Genomic DNA, 17,610 nt, shown 5'->3' on the forward strand with positions numbered 1-17,610 from the left:
GTCAGTAAGGTTGGGTCAGCCGCGACGCAGGGCCTGGGCGGCCTGCCTTCCTGGCTGATTTACTGTCACACTACTGCCGTGGCTGCCAGAGGGTCTACTCCTGGACGCACTACTGAACCGAGACACCGTTGTGCAGCTGCACAGTTGGCGGTTTCGCTCGCTCAACGTGCCGCGAGGACCGCCGAGTAGAGCTCCCGCTTGCTGACGCGGACGTCCTCAGCTACGGCGGCCACGGCTTCCTTGAGCCGGATTCCCTGGGCAACCAGCTCGTTGACGGCGGCCACGTGGTCTTCCGGGGTGCCCGGCGCCTGCTCGGGGGCGCCGCCCAGCACCACGGCAATCTCGCCGCGGACCTCGTTGCCTTCGGCCCACAGCAACAGTTCCCCGACCGTCCCGCGGATGACTTCCTCGTAGGTCTTGGTCAGTTCGCGGCAGACAGCGATCCGCCGCTCGGCACCGAAGCGCTCGCGCAGCGCCCGCAGCATCGATTCCAGGCGGTGCGGGGCCTCAAAAAACACCATGGTCCGGCGTTCGGCCGAAAGGTCCGCCAGCCGCGACGCCCGTTCGCCGGCTTTCCGGGGCAGGAATCCCTCAAAACAGAAGCGGTCGGTGGGCAGTCCGGACAGTGCCAGGGCGGTCAGTACCGCGGATGGGCCCGGGACGGCGGTCACGGTGAGTCCGGCTGCCACAGCGCCTTCCACCAGCCTGAACCCCGGGTCCGAGACCGAAGGCATGCCGGCGTCTGTGACCATAACCAGAGTTTTGCCGGACCGGACGTGCTCCAGCAGCTCCGCGGTCTTGGTGGCTTCGTTGTGCTCGTGGTAGCTGATGACCCGCCCGGCGACGGTGACTCCGAGGCTCTGGACAAGGCGGTGCAGGCGCCTGGTGTCTTCGGCGGCCACGATGTCCGCCGTCCCCAGGAGTTCGATCAGGCGGGCCGACGCGTCGCCGGTATTGCCGATGGGCGTCGCCGCCAGCACAATCCGGCCGGGCCCCGTGGCGACCGGTGCCGTTGCAGGTGGGTCCACTGTCACCTGCGCCTCAGTCACGGGTTCCTCCCCGGCGGCAACGGAAGGTTCTACAGGGCGGGAATCGGCGAAGGTGCTGAGGTTAGGGTCCACTCCCCCAGCGTACTGCTGGCAGGCGGCCCGAGCTGCAAAAGGTAGCATGGGGCTCGTGACGCAGACCTCCATGCGGCCTGCCGAGGCCGGCCAGACCATCCCGCCGGCACGAGGCCCGTGGATCGCCAGTCCGGCGGAGGCCTTCTCTGCTGCAGCACTCCGCGAGCGCCTGATCGGAAGTACCCGCAGCTGGCGGGAGTACCCGCCGTCGCTGCGTCTCTGGTTCTGGCTGGTGCCTGCCCTAACGTCCGTGATCGGCGGCATCCTCCGCTTTGTCCGGCTGGACACGCCGCACAGCCTGGTCTTCGATGAAACGTATTACGTCAAGGACGCCTACTCCTACGTGGTCAGCGGCTACGAACGGGGCTGGCCGGACAAGGCCAACGACTCCTTCAACGCAGGCAACCCGGCCATCCTCCTGGACACTCCCGAGTATGTGGTCCATCCGCCCGTGGGCAAGTGGATGATCGCCGGCGGCATGTGGCTGTTTGGGGCCGATAATCCGTTCGGCTGGCGGTTCGGGGCCGCACTGACCGGAACCCTGTCCATCCTGCTGCTCACGCTGATTGCGCTGAAACTGTTCCGCTCACTGCCGCTGGCTGCCGCCGCGGGCCTGCTGCTCGCCGTCGACGGCCACCACCTGGTGATGTCGCGGACATCACTCCTGGACATCTTCCTGATGCTCTGGCTCCTGGCGGCCTTCGGAGCATTGCTGCTGGACCGCGAAGACGGTCGACGACGGCTGGCCACACGGCTCGGACGGCTCGCGGCCGCGTCCCGGAAGGGCCGGCCCTCAGTGAGTCAGCTGCTGGCCGGACCGTGGCTGGGGATCCGCTGGTGGCGGCTCGCCGCAGGCGTGTGCATGGGGCTTGCTGTGGGCACCAAATGGTCGGGCCTGTTTTTCCTCGCCGGCTTCGGCGTGCTGACGGTCCTGTGGGACCTCAATGCACGGCGCGTCGCGGGAATCCGCGGTTGGGTCAGCGGCGGAATCATCAAGGATGGACTGCTGGCCTTTGCCAGCATGGTTCCGGTTGCAGTGGTGGTCTACACCGCCACCTGGACGGGCTGGTTCCGTTCCGAGGGCGCCTACTTCCGGCGGTGGGCCCAGAGCAACCCCTCAGCGGAGTGGGGCTGGCTGCCGGACTCCCTGCGTTCGCTGGCGCACTACCACCTGGAGGCCTACAAGTTCCATCAGGGGCTGGGCTCGGAACACCCTTACGAGGCAAGCGCCTGGAGCTGGCTGGTGATGGGCCGGCCGACGTCGTTCTTCTACCAGAAACCGGAGCAGGGCGTCCCGGGATGCGACGTGCCCAACTGCGCCTCAGCCATTCTCTCGGTGGGGAACCCAATGATCTGGTGGGGAGCGGCCATCTCGCTGGTGGTCCTGCTGTTCTGGTGGGCCGGGCGCCGGGACTGGCGCGCAGGGGCCATCCTTGCGGGCGTGGGCGCCGGCTATCTGCCGTGGTTCCTTTACCCGGAGCGGACCATGTTCTTCTTTTACGCCGTCTCCTTTGAGCCTTTCCTGGTGCTCGCTCTGGTGTATTGCCTGGGCCTTGTCCTGGGCCGGGACACCGACCCGCTCTGGCGCCGGCGGTCCGGTGTTTACCTGGTGGCGCTCTTCGTCGCCGGGGCAGTCCTGTTATCCGCATTTTTCTACCCGGTGTGGGCGGCGGAGACCATCCCCTACCAGGAATGGCGCCACCGGATGTGGATGCCGTCCTGGATCTAAGGCAGGATTGCATCAGACCCTGACCACCCGCGAATTGCGTTGAGGCAGCGGAACGGAGACGCCCCCGTGCGAGAAGCAAGCACAGAACTCCTGGTGGAGCTGGAGCCCGGCAGCAATGTCACCGATCTCCTGCGCCGGCAGGAGGCCGCCAACCCGGCCCACGCCCTCTACACGCGCAAAGGCCCCAACGGCTGGACCGACGTTCCGGCGCAAAAGTTCCTGCACGATGTCTGTGCCCTCGCCACAGGACTGATCGCCGGCGGCCTGGAGCCGGGCGACACCGTGGCCGTTATGTCCGCCACACGTTATGAGTGGGCGTTGGTGGACTTCGCCATCTGGTTCGCCGGCGGCGTGAGCGTTCCCATCGACGAGACCTCGACCCCCGGCCAGGTGGAGTGGATCCTGCACGACGCCGGCGCGCGGCGGGTGTTCGCCGAGGACCGCGGCAAGGTGGCGATGATTACGGGCATCCTGGAGGGCTCCACCCTGCTCAAGGACCGGCTGGTCACCGTGGTGAGGATGGATGACGACGGCGAGGCTCCGAACCTCGCCAGCCTCTCGGCTGCCGGAATGGGCGTCACGGACGCCGAGCTGGAACGCCACCGCTCCGCCGCGAGCCTGGACGACGTCGCGTCCCTGGTTTACACCTCCGGCGCCACCGGACGTCCAAAAGGCTGCGTGATCACCCACGGCAACTTTGCGCTCGTGGCCGTCAACGTCGTCGCCTTTTTCCCGGAGGTCCTCAAGGCGCAGAATGCACGCACCCTGATGTTCCTGCCGCTGGCCCATGTGCTCGCCCGCGCGGCCCAGGTGGCGTGCCTCCATGCCGGTGCCACCCTGGGCCATGTCACCCGTCCTGCTGATTTGCCGGCCGATCTGGGCACGTTCAAACCCACGTTCCTCCTGGCGGCGCCCAGGATCTTCGAGAAGGTCCGGGCGGACGCCGCGCACCAGGCTGCCGTGTCCGGGAAGGCCAAAATCTTCGGGGCTGCGTCAACCGCCGCCATCCGCTTCTCCACGGCACAGGACAGCGTGGCCCGCGGCGGGGGCAGCGGACCCGGGCTGGCGTTGCGGGCGCGGCATGCCATCTTTGACCGGTTGGTGTACCCGAAGCTCCGGCAGATCCTGGGCGGCCGGGTCTGCTACGCGGTATCGGGGTCCAGCCCCCTGGACCCTGAGGACGCGCACTTCTTCCGCGGCGCCGGGATCCCGGTCCTTGAGGGCTACGGGCTGAGCGAAACAACGGCGCCCTGTACGGCGAACACGCCCGCCCGGACCAGGGTGGGCAGCGTGGGCGTCCCCCTGCCGGGCACCACCATCCGCGTGGCCGAGGACGGCGAAGTGCTGGTCAAGGGCATCGGCGTGTTCAAGGGTTACCACGCCAATGAAGCAGCCACCGCCGAGGCCTTTGTGGACGGTTTCTTCCGCACCGGGGACCTCGGCGAACTGGACCCGGAGGGCTTCCTGACCATTACCGGCCGCAAGAAGCAGCCCGCCAGACTTAACGGCTGAGCACAGGCAGCTGCTTAGGGCTGCACCTCTACGGCGTCTTGGTCATCCTTGGCCAGGCCGCGACGGCGACGGGTGGGCCAGGTGAGGATGAGCGTCACCAGAGCTGCCATGAGGACCAGCGCGGCGATAACAATGCCGGCATCGATCCAGAACTGGCCCGGGAACAGCCTGATGAGGGTGTCTTCCAGGGCGAACGTCCAGGAACCGCTGGCGAAGAAGATCCGGTGGAACTCGGTGAAGAACTGCTGCCAGCCGAGCACGGCCAACGCGCCGAGGCCCAGGATGATTGCCAGCGCAACGATGGATCCCGCAAACAGTCCGCGGCGGACTCCGCCGGTGCTGCGGCGGCGCAGGTACGCGATGGCGACGAGGCTGAGGACGATCAGGAGTGCTCCCCCGCCAAAGGCCGAGAGGATAACAACTTTCACGTCGGCCATGTGGCTGACTTCGCCGTCCTTGAAAAGGTCCCCGCCGCTGCGGTTGACCAGGTCACCCAGGTACCGCGGCCCCGCCCAGTTACTGAGGTAGTCAACCGCGTAGGAGCCGTATGTCATCCTGTCATCCGTGCTGAAGCCGTACCCGTCGCCAGGGAACCCGGGCCGGTTGTACTCGGCCCACAGAAACAGCGGGCTGGTGACCGCGCGAACGGCCAGCACCAGCAGGACCACGGGGTAGAAAAGGGCCAGCAGGACCTGCCACATACGCGGGGCCACGGGCTTGGCGTTGGCCGCACTTTCGCGCTCCGCGTTGCGGCGCTCCACTTCCCCCTGCGGCGGACGGACCTGGAGCGCGGACGTGGGCAGCGGTTCGCTGAAGTGGGCACCGTTTCGGGCGGCGCCCTGGACGGACGGTTCTTTGCGCAGTGACTCTTCCACAGAAGGTACGACGGCGGGTGGTTCGACGGCGGCCTCCGCGGCTTTGCGGCCGGCGCGGCTTTCGGGCTGGGTGACACCGCCCTGCCCGGCACCCGCGTTACTTGCCGGGTACGCCTCGGGAGTGCTGGAGCCGGAGTCTTTCAGCCAGGCAAAGGCCGGCTCGTCCGAGTCCGATGAAGTATCCAGGTCCGGATCCGGCTGCGGCTCCGTGCGTTTGGCAGGGGTCGGCGAATAGTCGTTCACAGCAGCGTCACTTCCGTTGGGGTCCGCGCTGCCGGCTCTGATCCGGGCAGCGCCGTGTATCTGATATTGAGCCTACCGCCCGCTCCTCCACGAGGGCGAGGAGCCACCCCGGCGCTACCTGATTCATGCGGCGATTTCGCTGTATCCGGCGTCGCCGGCCACCAAGTCACCGCGTTCACCGGCGTCATAGGCCCGCCGTCCACACACCAGGACGTAGCCCCAGTAGGCAGCCAGCACTGCCAGGCCGATGCCGATCTTGGCCCATACCGGAAGCGGGCTTGGCGTGACAAAGCCCTCCACCAATCCGGAAACGAACAGCACCAGCACCAACCCCAGGGCCACGGTGATCAGCGACCTGCCTTCGTCCGCCACGGCCCGTCCCCGCGTCCGTGGTCCCGGGGACACCATGGCCCAGAAGATGCGCAGGCCCGCCGCACAAGCAATAAAGACAGCCGTCAGTTCCATCAGTCCGTGCGGCAGGATGTAGCTGTAAAAAACATCCTGCTTGCCCACGGCGGCGAAGACCCCGGCGGCGATCCCGACACCCTGGGCGTTCGTGAACAGGATCATGGGCACCCAGATGCCGGTGATGCCCAGGGCCACGGCCTGCGCACTGATCCAGGCATTGTTGGTCCATACGGCCCCCGCAAACGAGGCCGCAGGATTTTCCGAATAGTAATCAATGAAGTCTTCCTCGACGTATTGCAGGACCGCAGCCTCCGAGGCAACGGACCGCAGGGCATCCGGGGACGTCGCGATCCAGAGTGCGTAGCCGCCGGCGACCATGAGAAATGCGGCGCCGCAGGCCACCGTCAGCCACCGCAGGCGGAACAGGGCTGCCGGAAGTGCGGCAACGAAAAAGCGGGCCAGGTCCGCCATCACGTTGGACCGTGCGCCCGTGAAGCGGGTCCGGGACTGGGCCAGGGTGGCGGACAAGGATGCGGACAGGCCGCTTTCCGGGGCAATCGAACGGATGAAGGAAAGGTGGGCCGAAGTCGACTGATAGAGGCGCAGCAGTTCATCGGCCTCTTCGCCACTGAGGCGCCGCTTATGGGCGAGCTGGTGCAGCCTTGACCACTTGTCCCCGTTGACGGCGGAGAAGGCATCCATATCCACGGCAACAGCCTAGCCGCCATAGACTGTGAACGTCCGCAGGATGGTTGACGAGGGGTATCCGCTTGAGTTCGATAATCACCGGCGAGGCCGTTGTCCTGGAACTGCGCCCCGCATCCTTAGCCGCCCGAGCCCTTGGCCTGCTGCTGGATGTCCTGTTCAACATCATCCTGCTGGTCCTGATCCTGCTGGGCGTCTCGGCCGCCGGCCAGGACCTTGACGAGGCGGCAATGCGGGCGCTGACGCTAGTTAGCGTGGTCTTCTGCTTTGTGATTGTCCCTGTGGCGGTGGAGACCCTCACCCGGGGGCTCTCCCTCGGAAAATTGGCGGCCGGCCTGCGGGTGGTCAGGGACGACGGCGGGGCCATCCGGTTCCGCCACGCGGTGATCCGGGGGCTGACCGGATTCCTGGAAATCTACCTCACCCTGGGCGGCCTCGCCATTGGCGTCGCCCTCTTCAGCAGCCGCTCCAAGCGGCTGGGTGACATCCTCGCCGGCAGCTATGCCCTGCGCCGGCGCGTCCCTGTGGAGGCACCGGTCCGCGTCTTTGTTCCCCCGCAGCTTCAGGCCTGGGCCACGGCCGCGGATATCGGACGGATTCCGGATGCGACCGCACGGCAGGCGGCCCAGTTCATCCGGCAGGCCGGGCGCATGTCACCGCTGTCCGCCGCCGGAATGGCCGCGTCGATCGCCACGGAACTGGCCGGGCATGTGGCCCCTCCGCCGCCCCCGGGAACCAGCCCGGATCAGTACCTGGCCGCTGTTACCGCCGAACGCCGTCACCGCGAACTTGCGCGGCTGCACCAGGCCCGGCGCCAGAACTCGGCTACGGCGGAGCGGTTGGACCGCCTGCCGTTCGGCTCCTAGGCCCGGTCCTGGACCGAACGGTTCCCTAGTTGTCGTACTCCGCCCAGGGGATGTTCCAGTCGCCGTAGCCGTCGTCGACGGCGGCGTAGTCGCCTTCGGTGTTGACGATCTGAACCACATCGCCGGTGGTCATGTTGTCAAAAACCCAGGCGGCGCCGTCGGGAGCGAACCCGATGCAGCCGTGCGAGACGTTCGTGTTGCCGATGAACGGGTAGGCGGACTCCAGCGCCTGGTGGATGTAGGCCCCGCTCAGGGTGAGGCGGATGGCATACTCCACGTCCACTTCGCCGTAGTAGGCCGGATCGCCGGGCTTCAGTCCGATGCTGGCCGCCCGGAAGTGGTCATAGCGGTTCTTTTCCATCAGGACCGCGTAGCCACGCGCTGACGGGAAGCGCTGATCGCCCATACTGACCGGGAGGGCTTTCACTACCTGGTCGTTGACGCTGAGGGTGAAGGTGTGTGCGGCGGCGTCGGCGATAGCCACCCGCTTGTCACCGAAATTGACGGTGACCTTTTTGTTGAAGTTGGCAATCTGGCCGTTGCCGAGGTCCACGCCGAAGAGCTGCATGTCCATGGTGACAGTGGAGTTCGCCGCCCAGAAGGCCTCGGGGCGGTACCGGACCATGGTGTCGCTGAACCAGTGGAAGGCTCCGGCCTGCCCCGCGCTGGAGGTGATTTTGATGGCCTTCTCCACGGCATCCCGATTGACCACCGGTTCGCTGAAGATGACCTGCAGTGGCTGGCCCACGCCAACCTTCATCCCGTCCAGGGGGTAGATGGCGGCGTCCGCCTCATGGGTGCTGGAAACCGTGCTGAAGGAGTTTGTGGTGCTGGTTTCGCGGCCCGCACCGTCTGTGACCGCGTATGTGTAGCTATATTTGGTGTTGAATTTCAGGGGGTCGGTCGCAGTCCAACTGCTGCCATCCCCTGCGAAGCTGCCGTGGACTGCTTCGCCGACGGTGCTGGTCAGAGTGACGCTCTCGATCCGGCCGTTGCCCACCTTGAGCGACACCGGCGTGGCCGGGTTCACCTGCTTTGCGGCGTTGGCCGGTATGACGTCCACCTTGACCGGCGCAACCACGGGCGATGCGACTCCCGGTGCGGACCGGACCGCGGAGCTGGCTTCGGACTCCAGGCCACCGCGAGCAAAGCCCGGCGCGACGGCAGCGAATACTCCGCCCGTTCCGGCAAGGACACAAACGGCTGCCACCAAGAGAATCTTCTTGGCGGTCCCCCGCCGGCGTGGCTTAACAACAGGTTCCATAGTCCGATCTTATTGCTTAGACGTAACAGCCCCGGGCGCGGTCAGCACCCGGGGCGTTACGCGTCAGTAACGATAGTGCTCGGGCTTGTACGGTCCGGCGATGTCCAGGTCCAGGTAGTCGGCCTGTTCCTTGGAGAGTTCTGTGAGCTCCACGTCGAGGGCATCGAGGTGCAGTCGGGCAACCTTTTCGTCCAGGATCTTGGGCAGGACATAGACCTGGTTGTTGTATTCGCGTTCACCTTCGGGCTGGTCCCGCTTGGTCCACAGCTCGATCTGGGCGATGGTCTGGTTGGCGAACGAGTTGCTCATCACGAAGGACGGGTGGCCGGTGGCGTTGCCCAGGTTCAGCAGGCGCCCCTCGGACAGGACGATGATGGAGCGCTCTTCCGCGGTCCCGGCGTCGAGCACCCACTCGTGCACCTGGGGCTTGATCTCCACCTTCTTGATGCCAGGGATCCGCGCCAGGCCAGCCATGTCGATCTCGTTGTCGAAGTGGCCGATGTTGCCCACGATGGCTTTGTCACGCATGCCGGCCATGTGTTCGGCCAGGATGACGTCCTTGTTGCCGGTGGTGGTGATGAAGATGTGGCCCTGGCTCAGCACTGACTCAAGCTTGGCCACCTGGTAGCCGTCCATGGCTGCCTGGAGGGCGCAGATGGGGTCGATCTCGGTGACGATGACCCTCGAACCCTGGCCGCGGAATGCCTCTGCGGCTCCCTTGCCGACGTCGCCATAACCGCAGACGACGGCCACCTTGCCGCCCATCAGGACGTCGGTGGCGCGGTTGATGCCGTCAGGCAGCGAGTGGCGGATGCCGTACTTGTTGTCGAACTTGCTCTTGGTGACCGAGTCGTTGACGTTGATGGCCGGGAACAGCAGCTTGCCCTGTTCAGCCAGCTGGTAGAGGCGGTGTACGCCGGTGGTGGTTTCCTCGGTGACGCCGCGCAGGCCGGCCCCGATCCGGGTCCACCGCTGCGGATCTTCCTGCAGCGAGGCGCGAAGCACGTCCAGGAAGATCCGGCCTTCCTCGGACTCGTCGTCGCCTGCCGCCGGCACAGCGCCGGCAGCCTCGAACTCAACTCCCTTGTGGACCAGCATGGTGGCGTCGCCGCCGTCGTCCAGGATCATGTTCGGGCCAAGCTCCGGATTGGTGTCCGCGCCGGGCCAGGCCAGGATCTGCTGGGCAGTCCACCAGTATTCCTCCAGCGTCTCGCCCTTCCAGGCGAACACCGGGACGCCCTGCGGGTCCTCGACTGTTCCCTTGCCCACTACGACCGCTGCGGCGGCGTCGTCCTGGGTGGAGAAGATGTTGCAGGAGGCCCAGCGGACCTCGGCGCCGAGGGCTGTGAGGGTTTCGATCAGGACGGCAGTCTGCACCGTCATGTGCAGGGATCCTGCGATCCGGGCGCCTTTCAGGGGCTGGGCGGGTCCGAACTCCTTACGGAGCGACATTAGGCCTGGCATCTCGTGCTCGGCCAGACGGATCTGGTGACGGCCGGCTTCGGCCAGCGAGATGTCGGCTACCTTGTAATCAAATGTCATGGGGTTCCTTTGCTTTGTCCGATGGCGGCGACGGCGTTGAAGCGTCTGCGCGAAAGTCGACTGCTGGTGGTGGTGCGGGTTGTCCAGGCGTTGCCTAGGCAGTACCTGCCGGGCTTTGGTCCGTGGCCCGCCGGACAGCGGGATCGTGCTGGTCCGAGCCGGCAGCGGTAGCGGCCTGGAGAAGTTCCGGCGGCAGCAGCAGCGGGATTCCGTCCTCGATCGGGTAGCGCAGCTTCACGCCCGAAGCTCCGGCCGCCGTCGACACCAGCTCTTCGCCTTCCTGGACCAGGGGCGAACCGGTCACGGGGCAGCGGAGGACGGACAACAGTTCAGGACTGATCTTTGGCATGATTGGTGCTCCCGACAGGGGCGCGTTCGCGCCGTTGGCTGACTGATTAGCAGGTTCCAGCCTACCGCCAGATCCGCCTCAGGAAGGTTCGCGCAGGACGCGCAGATGCCCCCGGCGGACGCCTTCCATGCCGGCCGGGGCCTCCAGCGCTGAATGCGAGGCACGCTGGCCCGGCGTGGTCTGCGAGTTGGGCGGCAGGGCCGCCGCTTCGCGGACCGCGTTGGCGAGGGCCAAAAGGTCGTCGGGTCCCGGCTGCTGCGGGCTTGTCGGCATCGCCAGTCGAAGCACTTCCCAGCCCCGGGGCACCGTCAGGGACCCGGCGTGCTGCTCGCACAAATCGTAACAATGCGGCTCGGCGTAGGTGGCAAGCGGACCCAGGACGGCGGTGGAGTCGGCATAGACATACGTCAAAGTTGCCACCGCCGACTGACGGCAGGCTGACCTTGAACATTGACGGATAGCTCCCACGACATCACAGACTACTCCGTATCCCTGCTTGTTCGGAGTATTAGCCGACACGACCGCCGTGCCCTGGCACGCAAACCGGGGTTATGTCGCGTAATTCTGCGCCCGGGTTTACAGTCAAGGTATGCAGTCATCGAACCAAGATTCAGCTTTTACGGTCCGTTTGGCTGACCCGGATGTCCGCGCCGCAGAAACGGGTTCGGGTTCGCCCGGCCGAAGCTTTGCGATGCGCCGCCGGAACCGCCACGGCCGCGGCCTGCGTGGGGAACTGATGTTGCCCACACTCCCCGGTTATCGGACGCGCTCGGACCGCTTTGATGAGATGGTGCTCGATTCCGCGCAGCGGCTCCACGACATCTGGGGCAAAACGCTCGACGGCGTACGGTTTGCCGTTGACGAAATACCCCCGCAGCTGGAGCAACTGGTTGCCGACGCCGCGCCGCCTCCCATGGGCGTCTACACTCCCGCCACAGCTGAGGAGGGCCCGGTGATCACCCTGTACCGCCGGGTGGTTGAGCAGGGTTGCGGCAGCCGGGAGGAACTCCAGGACCTGGTGCACGACGTCGTGGTGGAACACACCGCCGAAATGCTCGGCGTAGCACCGGAAACCCTGGATCCGGTCTACCGCCGCCGGTACTGACCGCTCAGTATCCCAGCGAAACCGCTACCTTTTCCTGCCCTGAAGCGGCCGGCGTGAAGGCCACGGTGGAGACGTCGTCCCGGCCTTCCTGCTGCAGGAGCAGCGCTCCGTAGGCAGCGTCACCAGAAGCGGAGACAACATACGCCACCACCTCCGACTCCTCCACCTTCTCAGGGACCTTGATGGATGTTGTGGTGCCGCCGGCGACGTCGGCAGTGGCGGCCGCGCGGATCTTGCCGTCCGCGGTAATGGCAGCGTAGGAGACTGTGGCCCGGTTCTCGAGGACGCCGAACACGAGGATTCGGTCACCGCCCTGGGGCACGGTCACCACGTGCTGGCTTCCCAGCCGAACACCGGAGGCAGCCCAGGCGACGTCCGAGGCCTTCTCGTTCGTGACGCCCCGGGTGACCCGGGTTGCAGCTACAAAGGACACGTCCGAACTGGTGGACACCGTGTAGTGGCCGGCGGGGACGCCAGCCAGCGAAATCTCGGTGACGGACCCGGCTTTTGCCGTGACAACGCCGCCGCCGGGGAGGGCTTTCTGGCCGTCCCGGCCGAAGAGCTTGATCTCCACTACCGCGTCCGACGGTCCCGGAACCGTGATGGCCAGCGCAGGGCCGGCGTCGTTGAAGCCGCTGTTTCCCGTGAGGGCGGAGATCGCGCCGGCGTCCTGGATGTCTACGCCGGTCATGACCTGCCGTGCGGCAGGAGCGGCCCCCGGAGCAATGAAGTCGACGCCGCCGGGCGTCAGTCCCCTCAGGACACTCTGCTGGATGGCCGCGGCCACGGGACCGCCCGCGCTCCGGACATGGACCGTGAGCTGAGCTTCACCAGGGGCCAGGCCGGCCAGGACGATTGAGCGGGTACCTCCCGGTGCGACCAGCAGACCCCTGCTGCCCGGGGCCTGGATCTGACCCTTGCTACCGAAGAGCTCCAGGCTGACGGTGGCAGGTGTGCTTGAGGCGTTGCTGAGGACAAGGACGGAGGTGCGGCCCACTGTGGTGCTGGCACCGGAGAGCCAGAAGTCGTTGGCGGGCGGCTGGCAATTGGCGGCCGCCGAGCCCTGCAGGTCACCGTCCGTGGCAGTGAATTTCATAACACCGGCGGCTGAGGGCTTTTGGCCTGCCTCGGCGTCGGCGCTCAGGAGGGTGGCGTTATCCACGCTGTGCCCGGCGAGGACACCGGCGGTCAGGTCCTGTGGACCTGACCCCTGGCCGGGCTGGTTGGCGTCCTTGGCGATCTCGACGGCGGGCGTCCCGTTAAGGGCGGCGAGCCTGCTGCCGGGAAGGACACCGCCGGGGGCGCTCAGGACGGCGCCCGTGACAGTGCTCTTCGCCGTCGCGGACTCGGGGCTGAACTGGGGATCAGTGCCCGCCTCAGTCCCTTCGAGCAGGCGGGCCGGGCCAGGACATACCCCTGCGCTGGCGCCAGCGGGAACAGCAGCCAGCACGGCCGGGATGCTGCGGCTTCCCGCCGACTGCGGAGCGACCGACGCGGCAGCGAGTACCGCACCGGCCGCGGCCACAATCGCCACGGCCGAGACCAGGCCCGCCAGCATCTGCTTGCGCGGGGTCCTGCGGGCTGCGTCCTTATGCATTCTGGTGTTCCTTACGCAAAGATCCCTCGTCCCTCGACAGTCCAGTGTTGGGCCGGCGCGCGGGCATGGGAATGGCGAGCATAACAGTGAGTCCGATCACCGTGATCTGTGCGATTCCGGACCACAGGGCCCAGGGGGCGTCGTAGCGGATGGTCAGGTGTCCGGCAGAGGCCGGCAAGGTGAAGGCCTGGGCCGAGCCGGACGTCGTTGCAGTGAGGTTCCGCCCGTCGAACCAGGCGCTCCATCCCGGATCCGCCCGTTCGGCGAGCACCACCAGCCGCCCTTCCGGTCCCTCGGCGACGGCGGTGTCGACGTCGTCGTTTTTGGAGGGCACCAGTGCCACCGTGGCGCCGGCACCGTCCACAATCCTGACACGATGGGCAACGTCGGCGGGCTGCAGCACAGGCTGGTTCAGCGGCGTAATCCGCCAAAGCCAGCCGACATCCGTTTGTCCGACGGCAACGAGCCCCGGCACGGCGTCCATCCTGCTGGCCGTGAGCTGGGCGGCGGTGTCTGCCGAGCGCAGCACCACGAACCCGGCGCCGAGGCGCTCAAGCTCGGGCCTGGGATCCACGCCCTGTCCGGCCACCAGCGTGGCCACCACGCTGCGGATCGACGCCGTGACGTCGTCGTCGTCCCTGACCGTCTCCTGGCCGGGAGCGCCCAAAATGTTCCGGGCGGAGGCAATCGCTGACATGCTGTCCAGGGTGGTCCCGGCGCCGCGCATCAGGGCCGCGTCAAAGGCACCGTTCTCCTGCGTGCTGATCAGCAGCGTGCGCGTCTGCTCCGGCCCGGTGCCCCTGTCTATTGCGGTGGCGGGGAGCGTCCGTGCACTGTCTGCCTCCACCAGCCGCGGCGTTCCCAGCGCAGGACCGGCCGGCACCTCGGCGGGGAGGGCTGTGGCTGTGGACCGGAGCAGGTTCTGCGCCGACCACACCGCCATGCCGGCCAGCGGACCGGCCAGCAGCACCACCATGGCAAGGGCCGTCGCGGAGCGAAGGGCCACGTTGCGCCGAATGCTCGGCGAGGCTGCCCGGTCCGCGGCATCAAGCACCCGCTCGGCACCAATCAGGGCAGCCCCGAGCAGGGCAAACCCGGCGGCGGAGACTGCCGGACCGGTGAACGGTGTCACCAGGGTGTCCGCAGTCGCTCCGGTGGCAACGTGGCCTGCCAGCCAGCCACCGGCGAAGACCACCAGTGCCGCCACCCAGAGAACACGTGCCGTCCTGCTGCGCTTACCCGGGAGGAACAAGGCGGCAACGGCAAGCAGCAGGACGGGAACGGCCACCAGCAATGCGAGCACGAGTGCCCACGGGATGACCTGGCCGCTGAAGAACGGAAGGCCGGAAAGGCCACCCTCGGCGGAGAACAGCAGCGGCTGTCCCAGGAACTGTTGCCACAGCGGGGCCGCCTCGAATCCCAGGGGAACACCCGGGTCTGCCAGCAATGCCCGCGGCCTGTCGATAACGGACAGGCCGAAGGGAAGAAAGAGTGCGGCGCTGGGCAACAGAGCCCACCACACCGTGCGGCCACGACGGCCAAGCATCAGCCCGCACAGCACGATAACCACAACGGCCGGGACGAGCAGTGAAGGCGCCGACGCGGTCACAACCCCCAGCGTCAACCCTGCGGCGGCGGCAGCGGTCCAGGACGGCATGCCGTTGATCCCGGGCCGTACGGGCGGCTTTTCGGTGAAACGCCGGTCACCCGGGGACGGGACAATGAACCGCCCGTGGCCTACAGCGGATCCGGTGGCGCGCAAGAGGGCCAGGACCAGCAGCGGAATCATGACGTGGGCCACCAAGGCACCCGCTCGGCCTTGGTTCAGTGCTATCTGCAAGGCTGGAGCGGCCGCCCAGAAGAGCGCGGCAACGAGGCGGAAGCGGCGCCGGATGGTCAGGCCCCCGGCCGCAAACCACGCCGTCAGGCCGGACATCGGAGCGGCGAGCAGCAGGAGCCAGGCCATGGCCGCGTTGGCATCTCCCCCGCCGAGCAGGCCAAGGATCCACAGCACATAGCCGAAGGGGTCTCCCCTGCCCGGAAGCCCTGCCCCCAGGCTGATCCACCAGCTGGAGGCGTGGTGCCAGATTTCACCAAGGGTGGAGGACACCGGAATAAGGCCTCCGCCGGAAACAGCTTCGGCCCGGAACAGGCCGCTGAGCGCCGTGAAGGAAGCCACGGACGCGATGATGACGGCCGCGAGGGCGCCTGTCCCCACCCAACCCCGTTCGCTGGTGGTCAGCGCAGCGAAGTCATCTGATGAGTCCCCCGTGGGCTGGTCCGCCAGTGGGTCATGGACCAGGCCGTCGGCCGTGGAAGTATCGGCGCCCAGGGCCTCCATCAGGGAACGGCGGTGGTTCCAGACTTCACGCCGGGGCGTCTGCAGCTTCTTGATGACGGAACGCCGGATCCGCCGGCTGTTTACCGCCGTCCGGCGGGCCTTTGCCACGGCACCGGGCCGGGCCAGGGCAGCGAACGTCGCGACAAGCTGGGAGAAACCGTGCCCGGGATCCTTGACTGCAATGCTGAGCACGAGTTTGAAGATGCTGCCCAGCAGCGCACCGGCTGCATGGAAAGGCACCTTCCAGAGCGGGGCGTGCTTGAGGCGCAGATGGACCTGGGCTTTCCGCGCCGCGGAGGCATTTCCCTGGGCATGGGGCCGGTGGGCTACGTGGAACATCCGCGCAGTGGGAACTACCACCACACGGTGCCCGGCGAGGCGGTTGCGCCAGCAGAAGTCGACGTCGTCCCCGGTGCCCGGCAGCGCGGGGTCGAACCCCTCCAGGAGCTCCCAGATATCCCGGCGGACCAGCATGCCGGCCGAGTTCACCGCAAAAGTGTCAGTGCGGCCGTTGTACTGACCCTGGTCCAGTTCGTCGGCATCGATCAGGGTAAGCCGCTCGGCCCAGCGGCTGGTGGAGAGTCCGACGTCGACCAGCCGGCGTTCGGTGTGCCAGTCCAGTTGCTTGCAGCCGGCCACCGTCACGGATGGTGCTCGTTCCACGGCGCTCAGGAGTTCGGCCAGGGCCTCCGGGGCCGGGGCCGCATCGTCGTGCAGCAGCCAGACCCACTCTGTGGCGGCGTGCTGGGACTGCCCTCCCCAGGGTGCGTGAGATTTGAGCCCGGCGCGTACGGCGCCGCCCATGCCGCTCTTGCCTTGCGGGAAGGTGCTCACATTGGTTGCGCCGAAGGCCCGTTCCAGGAGGACGGCGGAGTCATCGCGCGATCCAGTGTCCACTCCGATGAGGGAGTCCGCGGGCCGGGTCTGGTCCGCGAGGGCAGCCAGGGTTCTGGGGAGATAGGCACTGCCGTTGTGGGACACCACAACGGCAGTGACGTGTACTTCCTGAAGAATTAGATTGCTCGCTTCCTTAGCCGCCGGCGCTCGCGCTCGGAAAGGCCACCCCAAATGCCGAACCGTTCGTCGTTTGCCAACGCGTATTCCAGGCACTGCGACCGCACATTGCATGCACCGCAGACCTTCTTGGCGTCGCGCGTGGATCCGCCCTTCTCCGGAAAGAAAGCTTCCGGATCCGTTTGCGCGCACAATGCATCAGTCTGCCAGCCGAGTTCGCCTTCGTCGTCGAAGTCCTGCCGGAACGGCAGTCCGATCCACACCGGCTGGGTGCTTGTCCCCTGCACCGGGGTGCGCAGTTCCATGGGCGGATCCAGGTCATCATCGTCCTGGTCGTGTCCGCCGTCAAGGAGTGCTTCGTGCGCCGCCAGGAAGGCTGTGGCCTGGTCCTGGAGGGAGTCTTTGGTACTGCGGTTATAGCGGTCCGCGGCGTCAGGATCGGCAGGATCCACATACCAGTCGCTCGGTACCCCCCGTGCGCGGTATTTAGCCGTTGCCTGGCCGGCGACGACGGCATCTTCATGGATACGCTCTGCTTGCCCCACGGCGACCCTCCTGAAAGTTGCAGTCCCTGCCTGGATCCTTGGACACTCGGTTGTGTGCCTGAATTTATGCAGCGACTTTCAATATCTAATTACACGTGTGTAACTAGTGGGGAGTCAAGCCGGCGACGGGATAATAATCAACTTTCCGGGCCAATCGCTGGCACGCCACGCCCGGGAGTTTCCCGAAGGCTCGCCGCGCCGGACGTCCAGCGGTCCGCATCGGCGTCCAAAAAATCCCGTTTCCGCTAAATACCGGCCATAAATACAGGCGCAGCCCGAATAAGACAAATAAGATGACAAACTCCTGTGAGTAACATCACAGCACCGCCCGGGCCCAGCTGGGCCCTTTGAGGGACTCCCCGGAAGGCTTCCCCAAGGACGCTCCACCGGGTCC

13 protein-coding genes and 1 pseudogene are annotated in these 17,610 nt (G+C 66.8%); 4 read left to right on the plus strand and 10 right to left on the minus strand.

Features of this window, described 5'->3' with window-relative positions; translation table 11 throughout:
* Window positions 1-161: 161 nt before the first annotated feature.
* Window positions 162-1,034, minus strand: coding sequence for a 16S rRNA (cytidine(1402)-2'-O)-methyltransferase (gene rsmI, locus ACZYZ4_RS10650; RefSeq protein ID WP_463860828.1), 873 nt, complete (start codon window positions 1,032-1,034; stop codon window positions 162-164).
* Window positions 1,035-1,167: 133 nt separating this feature from the next.
* Between rsmI and ACZYZ4_RS10655 the strand changes: the two genes are divergently transcribed.
* Together ACZYZ4_RS10655 and ACZYZ4_RS10660 are read left to right on the plus strand one after the other, a co-directional pair.
* Window positions 1,168-2,850 (plus strand): dolichyl-phosphate-mannose--protein mannosyltransferase, encoded by a 1,683-nt coding sequence (locus ACZYZ4_RS10655; protein WP_463860663.1) that lies wholly within the window; start codon window positions 1,168-1,170, stop codon window positions 2,848-2,850.
* 66 nt (window positions 2,851-2,916) lie between these two features.
* Window positions 2,917-4,338: pseudogene (locus tag ACZYZ4_RS10660) on the plus strand (AMP-dependent synthetase/ligase); the annotation flags it as partial.
* Between the two features lie 38 nt (window positions 4,339-4,376).
* Here the strand turns inward: ACZYZ4_RS10660 and ACZYZ4_RS10665 are convergent.
* Complete coding sequence (locus ACZYZ4_RS10665; RefSeq protein WP_463860665.1) at window positions 4,377-5,480, minus strand: TIGR01906 family membrane protein; 1,104 nt, start codon at window positions 5,478-5,480, stop codon at window positions 4,377-4,379.
* A 123-nt stretch (window positions 5,481-5,603) separates the two neighbouring features.
* Window positions 5,604-6,596 carry a stage II sporulation protein M gene (locus ACZYZ4_RS10670; protein WP_463860667.1) on the minus strand — a complete coding sequence of 331 codons (993 nt, stop codon included), beginning with the start codon at window positions 6,594-6,596 and terminating at the stop codon, window positions 5,604-5,606.
* Window positions 6,597-6,658: 62 nt separating this feature from the next.
* Between ACZYZ4_RS10670 and ACZYZ4_RS10675 the strand changes: the two genes are divergently transcribed.
* Entirely contained in the window at window positions 6,659-7,459 is an 801-nt protein-coding gene (locus ACZYZ4_RS10675; RefSeq protein ID WP_463860669.1) for an RDD family protein, read from the plus strand.
* A gap of 25 nt (window positions 7,460-7,484) precedes the next feature.
* Here the strand turns inward: ACZYZ4_RS10675 and ACZYZ4_RS10680 are convergent, their stop codons facing one another.
* The 4 genes from ACZYZ4_RS10680 to ACZYZ4_RS10695 all read right to left on the minus strand — a co-directional run bounded on the left by ACZYZ4_RS10680 (window position 7,485) and on the right by ACZYZ4_RS10695 (window position 11,082).
* Window positions 7,485-8,723 (minus strand): L,D-transpeptidase, encoded by a 1,239-nt coding sequence (locus tag ACZYZ4_RS10680; RefSeq protein WP_463860671.1) that lies wholly within the window; start codon window positions 8,721-8,723, stop codon window positions 7,485-7,487.
* A 63-nt stretch (window positions 8,724-8,786) separates the two neighbouring features.
* Window positions 8,787-10,265: an adenosylhomocysteinase gene (gene ahcY / locus ACZYZ4_RS10685; RefSeq protein ID WP_463860673.1), complete on the minus strand. Its 1,479-nt coding sequence runs from the start codon at window positions 10,263-10,265 to the stop codon at window positions 8,787-8,789.
* Between the two features lie 94 nt (window positions 10,266-10,359).
* Window positions 10,360-10,614 (minus strand): Trm112 family protein, encoded by a 255-nt coding sequence (locus ACZYZ4_RS10690; RefSeq protein ID WP_463860675.1) that lies wholly within the window; start codon window positions 10,612-10,614, stop codon window positions 10,360-10,362.
* A gap of 78 nt (window positions 10,615-10,692) precedes the next feature.
* Window positions 10,693-11,082, minus strand: coding sequence for a DUF3499 domain-containing protein (locus tag ACZYZ4_RS10695; protein WP_463860677.1), 390 nt, complete (start codon window positions 11,080-11,082; stop codon window positions 10,693-10,695).
* A gap of 121 nt (window positions 11,083-11,203) precedes the next feature.
* Here ACZYZ4_RS10695 and ACZYZ4_RS10700 point away from each other — a divergent pair, with 121 nt between their 5' ends.
* Entirely contained in the window at window positions 11,204-11,719 is a 516-nt protein-coding gene (locus ACZYZ4_RS10700) for a metallopeptidase family protein (protein WP_463860679.1), read from the plus strand.
* A gap of 4 nt (window positions 11,720-11,723) precedes the next feature.
* Here ACZYZ4_RS10700 and ACZYZ4_RS10705 read toward each other — a convergent pair whose 3' ends face one another.
* From ACZYZ4_RS10705 to ACZYZ4_RS10715, 3 genes are read right to left on the minus strand one after another with little or no spacing between them, the layout of a single operon-like run.
* Entirely contained in the window at window positions 11,724-13,316 is a 1,593-nt protein-coding gene (locus ACZYZ4_RS10705; protein WP_463860681.1) for a DUF5719 family protein, read from the minus strand.
* Window positions 13,309-16,641 (minus strand): glycosyltransferase family 2 protein, encoded by a 3,333-nt coding sequence (locus tag ACZYZ4_RS10710; RefSeq protein ID WP_463860682.1) that lies wholly within the window; start codon window positions 16,639-16,641, stop codon window positions 13,309-13,311. The genes ACZYZ4_RS10705 and ACZYZ4_RS10710 overlap by 8 nt, the downstream gene beginning before the upstream one ends.
* Before the next feature lie 29 nt (window positions 16,642-16,670).
* Window positions 16,671-17,216, minus strand: a complete 546-nt coding sequence (locus tag ACZYZ4_RS10715; RefSeq protein WP_463860684.1) for a WhiB family transcriptional regulator — start codon at window positions 17,214-17,216, stop codon at window positions 16,671-16,673.
* Window positions 17,217-17,610: the final 394 nt, after the last annotated feature.

This window comes from Pseudarthrobacter adonitolis, from assembly GCF_055412845.1.